Here is a 17,457-nt window from a genome sequence, read left to right as displayed (position 1 = left end):
TCCCAATTGGGGTTCTATCACTTCATATAGCTTGTTAAATGCTGATTAAAAAATTTAATGTCTTTATTTTTTGCAAAGCTTTTGTAATCTTCAATAATCTTCATTAAAATATGTTTTATATCCAATTCATCGGAGTTTTTTTTAGATCACCTTAGTTGTAAGACCACCCTTTACTGAACTGTTTTTCAAACTGATTTTTTTTATATATAACTATTTTGCATTTCCATATAACTACTTAACTTTTCACCTAATTCATACTTTTTTCAAAGGATTATGCTTATAAATTTTGTGAAATTCTGAAAACTGTATCTTAAGGACAGTTTTGCTAAAAATTATGACCGCTTTTAGAAGTAAATTTTTCCTAGTATTAAATGCGCAAAACTGTGCTGAAATGGAGATAAAAAGATGTAATACAATGTCCACAAAGTATAAATAAATATTCTATGTGATACTTTATAATCAAGTATATTGTTGTTTGATCAAACACTCAATTAAGCAAATTATTAAGATTTTATAAAATTTTTAATAAAAAATTAAGAAATTGAATTCATACGATCATTGAACATAAAATCAATTTTTCTAAAAGTGTTCATTGATCGTCAAAGAATGTCAATGAATATTCACGATAAACATCCACAGACTTATATAGGCAAGTAACCTTTAACATATTAAATAAAAATAATATTTTTCATAATTGCAAAGCAAAGAAAAGAGGGAAAAAAAATGGAAATAGTTCAAGATATTGGAACAGTTAGTAACGATGGGGCGATCCTCAACTTACTCACGCCTGAATTAACGAAAATTGCCAAGGCATTATCTAGTGCAACACGGCAGAAGATTTTAAAAATTTTAAATCAAGAATCTATGGATGTATCACGAATTGCAGCTCATTTAGAACAAACAGAAGCAAACATCTCTGCACAAATTGCGATACTTCATAAGGCTGGTTTGGTTACTTGCAATTATCAGCCAGGTGGTCATGGTGTTCGAAAAGTATGCAGTTTAGCAGTTGGCAAACTTGAAATTTCTCTTTTCTAATCTGTAAAAAGCATCTTTTTTCCCCCTTTCTCTTGAATCGTTTCAACTTAAGTATTTACATTGATTTTGAAATTAGATAGGCATAATTTATTTTTATCTGGTATAGAAATTGAAATATTACATTTTTTCTAAACAAAATCTCACGAGTTCTTTAAAATCACGCAATAAAATTTTAGTTTCATACAAAATTGAAATTTTTATCTCAGTTCTTTTCTTTTTTTTTTCAAATATTGAAAACTATTGGAATTTTTCTAGAAATAATTCGAAAAAAAAACAAGAATATTCCAAAAAGACGATCAATTGTGTACAATGTAATCATTCTGAAAACGCTTAATTATTAATTATCCTTTCAAGTATATCCTTTTTCCATAAATTGGGATGGCAAACACAATATCCGGTCATTTCAAAAATTTATTTTCTTTTTTTCTCCTCCAAATGTTCTCTATTCGGATTTCCCATAAATTCTGGAAAATTCTGGAAAATCAGTGAATTACACTTTTTTAGCTTTCTAACACTAAGTAATCTTTTTTGACTAAAAATATGAATAAATCTTTCTATTTCCAAAAAAAAGGTATATTCATCATATCTAATCATATTATGTCATAGATACAAGAAGAGGATATTTTTTTCCTTTCGTTTGTGTCTTTTTCTCAATGTTTTAGAATTAAGAAATATTTGTGGGATATTGGAAGTGTTGGGTTGAAATGACATAGAAAGTCAAACACATTTGCGTATTCTCATCTAATAATGTATAAATGACATGACAAAGCATATTCTGAAATAGATCAAGAAAATTCTTCGAATTAATACTGAACCATCTGAAATTTCCTTCTACTTCAAGCTAAAAAAGATTTCATCTAAAAAATGTTCAACTATTAAAAATAAGGGGAATAAACTCATTTCGGAGAAAATCACGTTCACAATTGGATAATTGGTTTGATTGTTTGTAATAATCGGGATCTTCTGTTGATTTGAGCATAATATTTAGCAAAACCAAATTATGGGTAATATCTTCTCGAATCATCGTTAGATTAGGAAGATTGTTTTGCTCTGCCTCTTTCAATTCTTTCATCAAGGTAATAATTTGCTCAGAAACAAATTTCACATAATCCCCAGTCATTTGTTCTAAACACTGCGATTGAAATTCCTGAACGATTTTTTCATAGTAGCACATATGGATCCCTGCATATTTGATCTATCCCTCCCAAAAAAAGGGATGATAAATATCCTTATTCATTATAGAACCAATCGTTGAAATAAAGCTAATCGATTTTTAATTAATTTTTCCCCCTAAGTAAGAAATTGGTGAATATTATGCTCTTTATACATGAAAAATGAACCGAATCAAATATTTCCAAACTCCAAATGAAAACTTGGAAAAATTCCATAAAGAGTAGAAAAAAAAATAGAATTATTCCATTTTGAGGGAAATAAACGGCAAAAATACAACTCAATTTACAAAAACGTCTGTAAAAATGCAGAGAATTTATTATTTACAGAGTTTTCGTCATTTGAATTGATTTGCCAAATTTTCCATCTTGAACTTCTTTGCCTTTAGTATACCCTTGTTTAATATAAAAATTCACCGCATTAATACTACTATTGAGGGTGACAGTGGAAGAACCTTGTTTCTTTGCCAATTTTTCTAAAGCTTTCATCAATTTGGCACCAATTTTTTGTCCATGGTAGTCGGGATTTACAAAAACTGATCCAAAAATGTCATTACTAAATGTGGCCATTCCAACGATTTCCTCTGCAATATTTTCCGCAACTAAAACTAGTTGCTCCTTTGCGCTCTTAATAATATTCTCCGGTGTGTAATTTTCTATCATGCTATTGATTACATTAGGGGGATAATATTGGCTATTAATTTCTTTTAAGCACCGAATAACTATTTTTGAGACCGCTTTTGCATCCTTAAGGTTTTCCATTAATTGACGAGTAATCACAATCTAATATCATATCTTGAAAATGTAAAAGGTTTGCCTTGAAAATGTAAAATTTTTCAAGTTGGGAATAAATGTTTTATCATTGGGATAGTGCCTAGATAAAAAAGAATTTGAAAGAATTAGTGCTTTTTGCAATATTGGACAAAAAATAATGATGTAATTTCGCTGAAATGTGGGTTTTCCATAACTAAAAAGAGGATACGTTCTAATTTTTAATATAGTATATGAATTGATGCTTCAAAAATCGTGTTAAACCAAACATATATAGGGTAAAAAAAATCAAAATTATTAAACTTCAGATATATAAGAAATGTTCTAATTATTGGAGAATAATAAAAATGGTTAAACTTGGAGAAGTTCTGGTTAAAATAATGAAGCGTATTGATGCTCTTGAAGAGAAAATAGCAAAAGTAGAAAAGAATTTAACGATTACTGGTATAGAATATGGTGCTTTTAGTACCTCTAGTTCCGCGAGAACCTCATCAATTCAATCTCCCTCAGATGGGAGGGGGGGAGCTAAAAAAGAAAATGATGATAATGTAAATGAAATCGATAAATCTAATTTAATCGCTGAAATACAAGAAGCTCAAAGGCGAAAGGTAGAAGAAGATCCTGTTAAACGTCAAAAACTTCAAGAACAGCGAAAAGAAAAAGAAGATTTACTAAAAGCCAGCATCATGAAAGCTCAAAGTGCTGTAAATACAGTAAATAATGAAACAACTAACACAACATCTGATGAAGTTAAAGATGAAAATGAGAAATCGGATGAAGTTAAAGTTGAAAAAGAGAAATCTGTTGAAGATCGATTTTAAAAATCGTTTCCCTACTGAATTCTGAGAAAAATTTAGTCTATTGTAATTTCTAGAAATCACTCTGCTTTTTTTTCTCTACATTACTGATTTTTCTAAAAGATTCCAGCAATTTCACCTAGATCATATTTTTTAAGGAATAAAGCTATAATTTTTAACACGGTGTAATTATGACTGTACAAGGAAACGAATTCGAATTTGAAATAAAGGCTTCTCCAACTTTTTCTTATCTAAAAGTTTTGCTAAAACAGGGGCAACAAATTAAAACTGAGCGAGGAAATATGCTTGCTTTTGAACCTACCTTGGAAATCCAAACAAAAAAAGCAGAGAAAGGCTTCTTTAAATCTCTCAAGCGTACATTTGCTGGTGAGACTTTTTTGATGAATTATTTTCATGCTAATCATAACGGTTGGTTATTGCTTGCTCCACCATTTGCGGGAGATCTAATGCATGTTCCAATGAATCAAGGACAATCTTGGATAGTATTTTCTGGAGGGTATATTGCAAGTTCTACTAACTTATTGCAAGCCACTGGGTTTCAAGGCATCAAAAAGAGTTTTTTTAGTGGTGAAAATGCTTTTGTGCTAACTATAACAGCAAATGAAGGTCCAGGGGATTTATTTGTAGGTGCTAACGGGGCATTCATTGAATGGACCTTAGAAGCGGGCCAAATATTGAATTGCGATAATGGTCATTTAGTGGCAATGGAGGCTTCAGTGCATATGGATATTAAACGAGTTGGTGGCTGGAAATCTACCATGATGAGTGGTGAAGGGGTAATTTGTCAATTAACTGGGCCTGGGAAGGTGATATTACAAAGTCGTAACCCTAAAGAATTTGCACAATGGCTGTTTCGTATGTCTCCATCATCCAGTAGTGGTGGAAGTGGTGGCGCTAGTATCAATTTAGGCTCATTTATGAATTAATTTTTTTTGTCCTTTTTTTTACCATTTTTATTTTTAAATCGAAAAAGATTTTTGGGATGCAATATTTATCGTCCTAACCGATGCAGAATTCAAACCCCTTCGAAGAATTTTACCGTGTCTGGAGTGCCCAAGAGTTACTTGATTTTGCCTTTTCCAAAGCTTCCTCTAAAACCGCCTCCTTACCCAAACTCTTGCCTAATCTTGAGAAGGTAAAGCGGAAAGAAATCAAACGTATTGAAAATTCCGTCAAAATTTTAAATGAAAAATTAGAAAAAATTGTAAAATCTGTCCCAAATTTAGATGAACTTCCCGATTTTTATCGGCGCTTAAGTCATTTACTCGTCAATAATGATGATTTACGGAAAAGTCTCGGACGAATTAATGGAATTATTCCGGTAATCAAACGATTAGAAAAAGAATACCGTCGAAAAATAGGATCACAAGAAACTGCAAAACAATGTGCCTATTCCCGAACCCAGTTTTTTGGGCGATGTTCCTCCATTGTGCGCAAGCAAAATAGTATTTTAACCTTTTTAGAAGAATGTCGTATAAAGTTGCGAGAAGTTCCTACCGTAAATCTTACTTTACCGAGCGTAGTTGTCGCAGGGTATCCAAACGTGGGGAAATCTACAATTGTGGGCCAATTATCTACTGCTCAACCTCAAGTTTCTGATTATCCCTTCACAACTAAACAGATTTATTTAGGCACCTTTGTGGATCAATACGGCTCAAAATATTTTCAAGTTATCGATACACCAGGCATTTTAGATCGACCTATGATAAAACGCAACAATATTGAAAAACAAGCCATTCTTGCTCTGAATACCATTGCTACCATTGTTTTGTTCGTTTTTGATCCTACTGTAGCATCAGGATATGATGTATCGAGTCAAATTGCCTTATTGAGGGAAATTGAAGCAAATTTTGCTGCAGGATTAGATATTCCGATTAAAATTGTCATCAACAAAATCGATTTTGCAACTGAAGAAGAGATTTCCTCCTTATTGGCAGAATTGAAAATGAACCGGGATGAAGTAATCCTTACCAATGCAAAAGGTGGGGAAAATGTGGATTCTGTTGTTTCCTCTTTATTATCCTTTTTTAAAGACACAGATTTCCGCCGATAATCTTTCTTGCAATAACTGGTGCAATTTTTTTTCTCTGTTTTCCTTAAATGATTTTGGATAATTATCGAATTATTATGATATCATCTTTATATATTTCTCTATTCAACTAATAACAAGCAAAAAAAATGTTGTTGGTGAATTCTATGTCCCCTAAAACTGCTGAAAGTAAGCAAACCTCTAAAATCTCGATGATCAAAACTTCTCTTTGGTCTAAAATAAATCTTCTATTTCAAGATTTTTTTGATTTTATTATTGGGGATTATTTAAAGGGAATATTCGGAGAAACTGCTTTAGATTTTGATGTAATTACAACCTTAACTGAAGTTCGTACGGTATACCTACATTTTTGGAGAGAAATGTTGGAGGGAAAAACCCAAGATCTTCAAAATCCCAAAATGATTCAAAATATCCAACAAATGATTAGCGAATTCTTATCCGCATCTCTAAAGCTGCCTTTTTTTTTGCAAGAAATGGTGATCAATTCAATTTCTAATATGAGTGCGGAACTTGCGAATATTGTTCAGTTTAAAGATTCTGAGGTTATATTAAATCAAAGGTACATGCAATATTTAGAACATCTCATAGAAGAATATGTTTTAGTAAACTATTTTGATCATTTTATTCTTGCTGGAACATTTAAAATTCTTCTTTCATCGGAACATCTTTCTTTTGCCCAAATATATGAAATGCGCGTCAATTTACTTGAAATGTTTCGTGAATTTCTCTTTGCCACTAAGAAATATAATGAATTTTTATTGTTCTTTGAAAATCTCAGATTAAACTTTAAGTTGTCCTATTCGATAGATATTATTGAAAATCTTATTTTGAGTTTCCTTATCTGTCTAGCAAATAATAAGAACAATTGGCACGATATTCTGGAATATTGTAAACGTTCCTTGCAGAAGCGATCAAAACTCATCAAAAATTATTTACAAATTCCAGTTGAAGACACTCATCAAATAATTAAGAAATGGCTTGAAGACCAGATCCAAGCTTTATTTGCAAACGACATCTATATCAAACCCAACAAGCAAAAAGGGTTACTTGAAAAAATAATTGTAATTTATGATGAATTAATTTCTCAAAAGGTGACCTTGACACACACCCAACAAACTATAAAGGACTTTTTTACTGTACTTTATGGGCCTGATTATCATAAGAAGAATCGATTTACCGCAACTAACACCCAGAAAATGCTCATTTCCCTTGCAACATTAATTGATAGTGAAGTTAAACTCGATCCTTCCCTTGAAAATTTTGCAGGATTAATTGTGAAGCTTCAACAGGAATCTCTTCCTGGAGGGGATGAGTTTTACATTTAATTTACAGAAAAAAGAATTACTGTGAGTCTGTCTTGTCTTTTTTTTCATCAGACATATTTCGGATATTCTGAAATTTGAAGGAAAATTCTAACGAATCGCCATAATTATGAAATTCAACCTTATATGGGAGGGTTTTAATAATGTGCAGCATCGGTTGGTTATTGGAAAGAATTTCACCCACAAACCCTTTGACTCCTTTTTCTTGTGCTACTATGATCAATTTATTTACCATGAAGCGCGTAAGACCTTGTCCTCTGTATTCTTTTGTAACAGTAAAAGCGATTTCGGCTAAGTTCGTGCTCCGATCTAAGAAATAACTGCCTGCTCCAATCATTTCTTTATTTTCTTCATCACCGATGATCCCTACTAAAACAAAAGTGGTTTCATAATCAACCACTACTTTAGGTTGAGTTTCTTTATGGGGAAAAGCCGTACGTGGGGCAAAGAAGCGAAGCACTCGGTCTGAATCGCTTAATTTATAATAAAGATCCTGCATCATCCGTTCATCGGTTGGTTTGATGGGCCGGAAAAAGACATCCCCTTTAGATTTTGTTTGATAGGTGGATTCATATTGGTCTGGATAGATAATAACAACTCCGTCTTGAGTTGTAGGTAATAACTGGTCTTCGTAAACATAGTGAACTTCTTTTGCCTTCTGAAGTAATTCTTGCCGAAATTTGGGATGGGCGATTCCAATCATCTGTAAAACACGATCACGAATTGATTTGCCATGAAGATAGGCTACTCCATATTCTGTGACGACATAATGGACATCTCCTCTGGTGATAACAACTCCTGCTCCTGGATCCAAGGTTGCTACGATACGGGAAGTTTTTCCATCCCGTGAAGTACTTGGGAGGCAAATTATCGGTTTTCCCCCTAAAGATAATGATGCGCCTTTTGTGAAATCTGCTTGCCCTCCAATTCCACTATAAAACTCATACCCGATACTGTCTGAATTAACTTGTCCTGTCAACGATACCGATAAAGCGGCATTTATTGAAACTTGTTTCGTATTGCGGGAGATATTGAACAGATTATTTATGTATTCTGTCGAATGAAATTCGATAAAGGGATTTTGATCCACAAAATCATACAACTTGCGGGACCCCATGACAAAAGATGTCATTACATGGGGATACTGATTTTTAGAGCAGTTAACCACATCCGATTGAATAAGATCCATCGCAGAATCGGATAGTACTTCAGAATAAATTGCGAGATTTTTTTTCGATTTTAAGTGACTTAACACCGCGTTTGGAATGCTTCCAATGCCAAATTGGATCGTGGATCCATTTTCAATAATCTGAGCAATGTGTTGACCAATGCGATCAGATCGCGCGTCCATAGGTGGATATTTGAATTCAATAAGGGGGGCTTCATGATAAATAAAATAATCTATATCTCGGATAAAAATAAAAGAATCACCCATGGTTCTCGGCATCTGGGGATTTATTTGAGCAATAACAGTGTGGGCTACATCAGTCACCGTACGATTGATATCTACATTAACACCTAGAGAACAAAAGCCGAACCTATCGGGGGGGCTTACTTGAATGAGTGCAACATCAACATGCATCCGACCTAATTTAAAAAGACGGGGGATATCTGATAAGGAAATTGGAATATAATCCGCTTTACCTTGATTAACCGCATCTCGAATACTGGGTCCGATAAAAAGAGCATGGTGACGGAATAAACTTGGGTCCCGATCATCGAAAAATTTATTGTCTGATAAAGTTAGAAAATGGATGATTTCACAATCTGCATATCGCCATTTCTTTTTGACTAACTGAGTTGTGAGAATTTGGGGCTCAGAGCATCCCGATCCAATAAAAATTCGGGAGCCCGGTTGAATTATTTTATGAAGTTGGTCTAATTGAATTTCTCGTTTTTTATTTTGTTCGTACCAATCACCAAGATTTTCTGATTTATCAGTCATCATGTTAAGTGTAGAGTTGTATGTTAAATACTTTTTTTAAACTCAATCTTATAGCAAGTTCCATTTTCTCTATCTAAACTTACCGTTCCATTTAATTGATTTGTTAATCCTGCAATTAATTGTAATCCAAGTGTAGAATCATTTGGGAAATTTATTTTTGGGTTTATTCCTTTCCCATAATCTCGTATCTCCATATAAATTTCATTTTTATTTTCCAGCCAAATTTTAATTTCAATTACGCCCTTTTCTCCATTAGGAAAAGCGTATTTTATAGAATTTGAAATGATTTCATTGATAATAAGTCCGCAGCTGATTGCCTGGCTTAAATCAATTTCAATTGGATCAATTATAGTTTGAAAAGTGACATTTTGTGAATTTTCGGGATAGGAGTCCTGCAAATATTTAACTAGCAAGTTTACGTATTCATCCAAATAAATAATTTCAAAATCTGACGAGTTATAAAGTATTTCGTGAAGTAGGGACATAGTGCGAATTCGATTTTGAAAATCTTGATTGAATTGCTTCACATTGGTAAGGTCTACTGCAGGTTTTTGTAATCGGATCAAACTGGAAATAATTTGGAGATTATTTTTTACCCGATGGTGGATTTCACGTAAAAGAACATCCTTGTCATGAAGTGCTTGTTTTAAAGTTGTTTCTGAATTTTTTAGGTCGGAAATATCCCGAATAATCGTCGACAGATATTCTAATTTTCCTTTTGGATTTTTATGGGCCATGATAACTTGTGAAACTGGGATTTCTTGCATTTTTTTGGTTAATAATCGTGTTTCTCCCACTGACATGCCTTTTTGAATTGCTATAGGAATAAGTGTTTCTTTGATATAATTGGATACTTCAGGAGGATGAAAATTAGGGATTACTAGTGAGGATATATCTTCATCTTCAGCTAATCCAATCAAATTTCGCCCTGCTTTATTAATAAAAGATATTTTTAAATCCGTCGTCGCCATTGCAACAAGATCGCTGGTTGTTTCCAATATTTTGGTAAGTCGCAATTTCGATTTTTGAGCAAGATCTCGTTCATGCAAATCACGCCAAATTAACACGACTATGACAGTTCCTATTACCACATAGATTGAAAAAATAAAAATTAACCTATCAATTAAATTTGAACGAACTATTATATCCACATCATCAATATAAACGCCAGTTCCTACCACCCAATTCCAAGGAAGAAAATGTTTTATGAAGCTTAGTTTAGGGACAAGAACAGTGGAATCATTATATAGAGGCCAGTCATATTCAATGAATCCTTCATTAGGATCTTCATCAACCTCGTTAACTTCATTCAACGCAATACTCATAACTAAGTTTGCTTCCTCGCTCATTTCAGTTTCGAGGTCATCAGCAAGTCCTGGAAAATAGGGATGCATTATCATAAATGCTGTTTCATTCCGTTCACCTTGGATCCAGAAATAATCTTGGAAGTCTTTTCCATATCGAAATTCACGTATAGCGCTTAAGGCACTTTTTTGGGCTTCTGATTCATTATCAAATGCACCATTTAAAAATTGGGAATAGGTGTAGTTTAATTGGGACAAACAAATATCTGCATGTGCTTTCAGAGCTGTTCTTTTTTCTTCAAAAATTATATTTTGAAGATTTTGACTCGATTCAATGGAGACAGCTACCATAGGAATGATTGACACAAAAACAATATAAACTAAAATTTTAGATTTTAACCCAACTTTTGATAATCGAAAATGCATCGTTATAAGATATTCTTCTATCCCTAAATTCCTACTCAAAATAGGAAATTTCATATTAAGAACCTTAAGTATGAATAATTATTCTAAAAAAATTGTATTTTCTTTACAATTATCTGAATAGTTTTCTCTTCATTTTATCTTGAATCTTTACGGATCAAGAAGATTTCTATATATTTAGTGTATTACCTTTCATTGTTATAACTGAATTGATTATATCCTGAATCTCATCCTTTGAAATTGGTTTTCCAAGCAAATAACTAACCCCACTTTTAATTTTCTGTTCATTTGAAATATAATCTCCCCATCCCGTAACTACCGCAATTTTCATTTTGGGATATTTTCCTTTTACTTGATCTGCAAGTTGCCATCCATTCATACCCGGCATTCCAATATCAGTAATTAGCAGATCATACGAATGATCTTCTAACAATTTCAAAGCCCTTTCGGCAGAAAGTGCCACTTCTACTCGATTACCTAGCTGAGAAAGCATAACTTTACCATAATTGAGAATCGATTTTTCGTCGTCAACCCACAATATATTGAGATTAGCATTTAATTTTGTTGTCACTTTATTTAAAGGAGGTTTCTGGTGTGTTGATAAAGGTAGTCGAATTTCAAACGTAGAGCCTTTCCCAACTGCAGTACTAATTATATTTAATTCTCCTTTATGATCTCGAATTATAGAGTAGGCAATACTCAATCCTAACCCCTTTCCTTGTTCAAACCCTTTTGTTGAAAAAAAGGGTCGGAAAACATGTTGTTTTACGTATTCCTTCATTCCTATACCCGTATCTGAAAAAGTAAGAGATATGAAATTACCATCATCTTTTGCTTTAATATCTATAATTCCTCCATCAGGCATCGCTTGAATACTATTTTTAATTATGTTATAAAATACACTTCTTAATTCTGCTTGATTTCCCAAAATAAATCGATCTTCAATTAAACTTGCGGTAACTTTTATAGTTATTCCTAATTTCTCAGATTCATCTTTCCATAGATGTCTGGTTTGTTCTATAGATTCATTGACCACATCACAAATATTGATTGAAATATAATTAGTAGGATCATTCGACTTCTTGCCATAAAATTGTAGTTGTTTAACCCTTGATGCAGCATCACTTGCCAAAGATTTCGCAGTTTTAATATATTTTAACGCATCATCGGATAAATTTTCCATTGAAGCAAGTTCCAAATTTCCAAATATTCCTTGTAATGAGTTATTGAAGTCATGTGCAACTCCATAAGCGATCTCGCCCATTGCACTTAACACTTGATTTTTTAGAATTGCAGCTTCCGAATTTTTGCGTTCATTGATATCTGTCGCAATTTCTAACTTGACAATCCTATCGTCTGTCCATGTAATCCCCATATCCTGACAAGCATACCATTTTCCGACTGATGAATTAAAGTGTTCCCAACGGTATACTCCACTAAGGTTCCCATTTTCATCAAATAACTTCTGATTTGTACAAAAATCGCATGGTCCATCTTGCTCTGGATGTAAGGCTTTCCAACATATTTTTCCTTCCACTTCTCCAACTTGATTTTTTAAAGGATGATTGGCAAACAGTATTTCGTATGTTTCCATATCTGCAACATACACTAAAGCATCCATTTTATCAAGAATAGTTCTTAATCTTTGATGGGCCACTGTAATCTCATCTTCAGCAGCTTTTCGCTTAGTAATATCTACAATTGATCCTTCTATGAACCCTTTATTCGGGTATATTGTTGCTGAAAATAAAATATAGATCACAGAACCATCTTTACGAACAATTTGGGTCTCAAAGTCAGATACATGCCCTTTTTCTCGCAATTCTTGAATTAGTTTTAGTCGTTCGTCTGGAACGACCCATGCTTCACTGGCATTGAAATTTGCCATGCATTCCTCAATACTTGAATACCCTGCCATCTCAGCATATTGTTTATTAATTTCATATAACTTTCCATCAGTGATTCCAGTTCGAAAAAGAGCAACCTGCGCGTTTGTAAATAAGGATTGGTATCTTTTTTCAGCTTTAACACGATCCGATATATCATCAAAAGTGACAAATACTTGATAGGGAGAAGTGGTACCAGTTTTAAATAATGGAGTTGCTGAGATTTGTAACCATAAGTACGTATCTTTCTCTGGATGGAAAACACCTCTAACTACAGGACCTATCTTTTTTCCTGTTTTTAAAGCTATCATTGATGGATGCATAGTCCCATCCACTAGAGTTCCATCTTCATGAATCATTTTCCAACGTGGATCCATAGTTGTTTTTCCAAGCAATTGATCCATTGTCAATCCCAATATTCTTGCTGCGGATCGATTTGCAGAAACAATTTTTCCATTTGCAGCATGATATACTACTCCAGTTGACATGTTTTTAAATAAATATTCAAATTTCTCTTTGTTTGAATGATAGAATTTTTCATTCTCAGAGAGATCTTGGACTAAAGCCTTGGGTTGATTCATTTTATGAAATCATCATTTTTTTTAGTTTGATTATGATGTTTTTCTATTCCTTTTAATCTACAAATAGTGTATTATAATTCTTGTATTTTTTGTCCTTATAATTCTTGTTTTTTTATAATATATCATTAAAGAAAATAAATCATAGTGTTCTAGTCCATTATAGGCAGAAGTTATCTGTCTGTAAACTTTAGTTGGAGAAGAAATAATTCCATGTCCTAAAAGTAAAAAAAAAGCAAAATGCGTCTATTTTACACCTGAGATAAAATCGCGTAAAGCTTGAATTAGGGTAGAAAACTTTGTTATGGAAGTTTCAGCTTGATTTTTAACATGATTTAGTTCAGTTTGAAAAATGCTCTGGAAATTCGGAGTTCCAGAAGCCCATTCATTATACTTAAAAATCCGGAGTTGTAAGAGATCTAGACTTTGTTTCAAGTATTGCAAGCTTTCTTGTTCTTTTGAAAGAGAATTAATGGAAGGAAGGTGGATTTCAGTGTCTTCTGTAAGGCTACTACCGATTTGTTCTATTGTTGGAATAACACTAATAGTTTTCAGTAAAATAATTTGATAAGAAAGGAGCATCTGGAAAGATTCAAAATAATCTTTATTCCATCTCACTTTGGATTCTAAATTATACAAAGATCGTTCTAAAAGCAGTAGCTTCGTTTGAAGATCTTCCACATGCATCCCTTCAATCGTGATATTACTCCTGATATTTTGATTTTCTTGGAATTTTTGCTGCAATTCTTCAAAATTTGCCTTCAAATAACCAACTATATCAAAAAATGGTTTTAAATTTTGAATTTCATCGATATTTTCTTTTATTGAAGTTGCAAAAAAGAAATTTTGCCAAAATTTCATAGAAAAATCATCAGATGGTGATTTGCCTGTCCATGTTGTTTCCGCTTGAGATGCGAAATTATGGATGAGAATTGGCCAAGCTTTATTTTTTATGGCCCACTGGGAGAACCTCGAGGATAACAATGGTTTTTCTGGTCGTTGAATTTGTTCAATATAAAGATTGTTCAACAAGCTAAAGTGATTTTCTGTGAGCTTTCCACCTTGAAGAATAATTGAATTAATCTTATAACTGGCCATTTTATGCATTACATCCTCAAAAAATTCATCATTAATCGGATCCGTTTGAATACTTAATAAAATGGTTCGTTGACTCGTTTTTGGGGAATCCTGGATTGTTTGTAAAGGGATGTTATTTTTGGAAAATTTAATCAGTGATTTTAAGGATTGAAGGCCATAAAATAATCCTCGCTCTGTTCTAGAGCTAATTTGGATAAATTTGCCTATTAAAAGATGATATTCATCGGTAGAGCAATAATCGTTTATATTCCAGTCCGTTTGCCATTGAATATTTTTTATTATTAATTCTGGTTTGATCTCAAGTCCATCAGGTAAGATTAATAGAAAAAGGGGATCTCGAGGCTGAAATACACCAATATTTTTTCTGTTATAGAATTCATCTATTTGACCTTCAAATGTTGAATTCCAAGCAAAATCGAATTGATCATTGGGGTTGGAAGTGGATACTTTTTTGGGTAATGTATAGACATGATTTTTTAACCTATCAGATGGACAATTTGTTGAAATAGTCCAATTCCCTGAGAGTGAAACGGATTGATCTACTGAACCCTTTGAGATCGAGACTGGTGTGGGGAGAAGGAACTGACTATATATTTCTTGACTACTCATATGTTGTGATTAGTCGTATTGGCATTTTAAAGTTGGGGATGCCAATTTTTAGGTATTTTTCGACAAAATTTTTTTTGCACATTCACTGAAATTTTGGTCATTTTTCTTCCCACTTTTAGCCCTTTTTTCTTGTTTACCTAGAGATTTATTAGGATTTCGAGTTTAATTGACCATGATCACATTTTTGATCGCCTTTTCAATGGTGCAAAAAACATGCCAAATAAACATCTTAATCCGGAAGGGATTGATTATAAACTCTTTACTCCTGGTCCTGTTGAAGTCCCAGAGTGGATTTTAAACGAAATGGGTAAAGCTAATGATACTCACCGCTCTCTTGCATACCGAGAAATGCATCAAAGCATTCGAACCAACATGCAAAAATTACTCTCAACTAAAAATGAAATTCTCATTTGGGCTAATTCTGGTTCGGGAATCATGGAAGCTTGTGTACGAAATTTAGTTAAAGATGACGAATATGCTCTTTTCTTTACCTGTGGTGCTTTTGGAGATCGTTGGGCCAGCATGGCAAAATCGAATGGTAAAAAAGCAGATGTAATTAAGGTGGAATGGGGATTAGGTGTATCCCCTGAATTAGTAAAGGAAACTTTGGATAAAGCAGACAAAAAATATTCTGTGGTTTTCATAACTTTCAATGAAACCAGTACTGGTGTGCTAAATCCTTTAGATAAAATAGGTCCGATTGTGAGGGACTATGGTGCTTTGTTATGCGTTGATACTGTGTCTGGGATGGCTGGAACTTTAATAAAAATGGATGATTGGGGTATTGATGTCGCTCTTGCTTCTGTCCAAAAATGTTTTGCCCTTCCTCCAGGAATCGCTGTTTCTGCAATTTCAGACCGTGCTTTTGAGAAAGCTAAAACTGTCGAGAATCGGGGTTTCTATTTAGATTTTCTCTCCCTTCAAAAAAAAGGTAAAAATGATGAACATCCGATAACTCCTCCAATTCCTCAAATCCGTGCTTTGAAAGTTGATTTAGAGCACATTATTGAGAGAGGAGTCGAACAATACGCCAAAGATCATTCTGAACGGACCCAATTAATTCGAGATTGGGCTGTGAAAGAAGGATTTGAAATTTATAGTCCAGAAGGATATCATTCTCAAACTGTGGTTGCAATAAAAAATAATGAAAATGGGCCCTTCAAAGGAGATCCTGCTTTAGTGGCAAAATTTGTCGATGCTATGTTTGAACGTGGATTTAAAATTGTCAATGGATATGGAAAACAATTAAAAGGTCGTAATTTTCGCATTGCTCCAATGGGATGGGTTACAACTGAAGAAACTCAACAAATGTTGGATGCCGCCACCTTGGCAGTCCAAGATGCTTTAAAATAAATTGTTATATATCCTTTTTTTATTTCTACTAATTTCCATCTAATATTTAGAAGTGATACTCATGGTTGAACAGTATAAGTGTTTAGTGGCAGATAATTGTTCTGCTGAAGGATTGAAAACTTTTGACAAATATTCTAACATTTCATTTGATGTCAAAACAAAACATACTAAAGATGAACTCATTGCAATGATGCCAGAATATGATGCAATGATTGTAAGAAGTGCTACAAAAGCAGATGCTGATGTAATTGCTGCTGGGACCAAACTTAAAGTTATTGCTCGTGCTGGTGCTGGATATAATAACATCGATGTCGAAGCAGCAAACAAAAAAGGGGTGGCTGTATTAATAACTCCAACTGGAAACACGAATGCAGTTATAGAACTTTCCTTGGGATTAATGCTTGCATGGGCTCGACATATTCCTCAGGCTGATTCCTCAATGAAAGCAGGTCAATGGAATAAAAAACAATTGAAAGGATCAGAACTTAAAGGTAAAACACTTGGAGTTCTGGGAATTGGACGCATTGGTGGAGGTGTAGCTAAGGTATGTCAAGCATTTGGTATGGAAACGATTGCATACGATAAATTCGTTACCAAAGAATACGCTGCAGATTTAGGTGTCACACTTTATGAAGATCTCAATGAATTTTTAGGAAAAGTGGATTATCTTTCTTTACATGTTCCAGTGACTGATTCAACCCGTGGTATGATCGGGAAAGAGCAATTTGAAATTATGAAGGAAACCGCTGTAATTGTAAACTGTGCGCGTGGTGCTGTTATAAATGAAGCAGAACTTTATAATGCACTGGTTGATAAAAAAATTGCCGGTGCATGCATTGATGTCTATTCTAAGGAGCCAGCCAATAAAGAAGATTTTCCATTTGTAACTTTAGATAATGTTGTCGTTTGCCCTCATCTTGGTGCTAGTAGTGCTGAAGCCCAAGTTAATGTAGCCGCGCTAGCTGCTGATCAAATAGGACAATTGTTAAATGACGGCAAATATATTGATTGCGTTAATAAGAAAGCTCTTGGAAAGTAAGAGTTTATTATCTTGTTTTTTTTATACTACTTTTTATGCTTTAATCGAAAATTC

General features: G+C 33.4%; 13 protein-coding genes. 7 read left to right on the top strand and 6 right to left on the bottom strand.

Translation table 11 applies throughout. The features are described from left to right. The first annotated feature begins 723 nt into the window (after window positions 1-723). On the top strand, window positions 724-1,038 hold the full coding sequence (locus NEF87_RS10255) for an ArsR/SmtB family transcription factor (protein WP_371806376.1): 315 nt from the start codon (window positions 724-726) through the stop codon (window positions 1,036-1,038). Between the two features lie 868 nt (window positions 1,039-1,906). Here NEF87_RS10255 and NEF87_RS10250 read toward each other — a convergent pair. Next, entirely contained in the window at window positions 1,907-2,212 is a 306-nt protein-coding gene (locus NEF87_RS10250; RefSeq protein ID WP_457919723.1) for a hypothetical protein, read from the bottom strand. Window positions 2,213-2,531: 319 nt separating this feature from the next. Continuing rightward, window positions 2,532-2,969 (bottom strand): GNAT family N-acetyltransferase, encoded by a 438-nt coding sequence (locus NEF87_RS10245; RefSeq protein ID WP_457919722.1) that lies wholly within the window; start codon window positions 2,967-2,969, stop codon window positions 2,532-2,534. Window positions 2,970-3,325: 356 nt separating this feature from the next. Between NEF87_RS10245 and NEF87_RS10240 the strand changes: the two genes are divergently transcribed. From NEF87_RS10240 to NEF87_RS10225, 4 genes are all read left to right on the top strand, one after another. Continuing rightward, the gene (locus NEF87_RS10240; RefSeq protein ID WP_457919721.1) at window positions 3,326-3,799 is read left to right on the top strand and encodes a hypothetical protein; all 474 of its coding nucleotides are present in this window, start codon (window positions 3,326-3,328) and stop codon (window positions 3,797-3,799) included. A gap of 167 nt (window positions 3,800-3,966) precedes the next feature. After that, window positions 3,967-4,722, top strand: a complete 756-nt coding sequence (locus NEF87_RS10235) for a TIGR00266 family protein (protein WP_457919720.1) — start codon at window positions 3,967-3,969, stop codon at window positions 4,720-4,722. A gap of 80 nt (window positions 4,723-4,802) precedes the next feature. Then, a complete protein-coding gene (locus NEF87_RS10230) occupies window positions 4,803-5,849 on the top strand; it encodes an NOG1 family protein (RefSeq protein WP_371806371.1) in 1,047 nt (348 codons plus the stop codon). 143 nt (window positions 5,850-5,992) lie between these two features. Next, complete coding sequence (locus NEF87_RS10225) at window positions 5,993-7,171, top strand: hypothetical protein (protein ID WP_457919719.1); 1,179 nt, start codon at window positions 5,993-5,995, stop codon at window positions 7,169-7,171. Window positions 7,172-7,187: 16 nt separating this feature from the next. On the opposite strand, the gene NEF87_RS10220 is transcribed toward NEF87_RS10225, so the two are convergent. The 4 genes from NEF87_RS10220 to NEF87_RS10205 form a co-directional block, all read right to left on the bottom strand. Next, the gene (locus NEF87_RS10220; protein ID WP_371806369.1) at window positions 7,188-9,113 is read right to left on the bottom strand and encodes a GNAT family N-acetyltransferase; all 1,926 of its coding nucleotides are present in this window, start codon (window positions 9,111-9,113) and stop codon (window positions 7,188-7,190) included. Between the two features lie 23 nt (window positions 9,114-9,136). After that, entirely contained in the window at window positions 9,137-10,897 is a 1,761-nt protein-coding gene (locus NEF87_RS10215) for a histidine kinase dimerization/phosphoacceptor domain -containing protein (protein WP_457919718.1), read from the bottom strand. 112 nt (window positions 10,898-11,009) lie between these two features. After that, window positions 11,010-13,307, bottom strand: a complete 2,298-nt coding sequence (locus NEF87_RS10210; RefSeq protein ID WP_457919717.1) for a PAS domain-containing hybrid sensor histidine kinase/response regulator — start codon at window positions 13,305-13,307, stop codon at window positions 11,010-11,012. 243 nt (window positions 13,308-13,550) lie between these two features. Then, window positions 13,551-15,011 carry a glycoside hydrolase family 20 zincin-like fold domain-containing protein gene (locus tag NEF87_RS10205; RefSeq protein WP_457919716.1) on the bottom strand — a complete coding sequence of 487 codons (1,461 nt, stop codon included), beginning with the start codon at window positions 15,009-15,011 and terminating at the stop codon, window positions 13,551-13,553. 213 nt (window positions 15,012-15,224) lie between these two features. Here NEF87_RS10205 and NEF87_RS10200 point away from each other — a divergent pair, with 213 nt between their 5' ends. Next, complete coding sequence (locus tag NEF87_RS10200; protein ID WP_371806365.1) at window positions 15,225-16,364, top strand: pyridoxal-phosphate-dependent aminotransferase family protein; 1,140 nt, start codon at window positions 15,225-15,227, stop codon at window positions 16,362-16,364. A gap of 61 nt (window positions 16,365-16,425) precedes the next feature. Then, entirely contained in the window at window positions 16,426-17,403 is a 978-nt protein-coding gene (locus NEF87_RS10195; RefSeq protein ID WP_457919715.1) for a hydroxyacid dehydrogenase, read from the top strand. The last annotated feature ends 54 nt before the right edge of the window (window positions 17,404-17,457 follow it).

It is taken from the genome of Candidatus Lokiarchaeum ossiferum, assembly GCA_025839675.1.
GTDB classification, from domain to species: Archaea; Asgardarchaeota; Lokiarchaeia; order Sigyniarchaeales; family Promethearchaeaceae; genus Lokiarchaeum; species Lokiarchaeum ossiferum.
The sequence above is the reverse complement of the archived record's forward strand: the minus strand, read 5'-3'. Positions and strand labels throughout refer to the sequence as shown.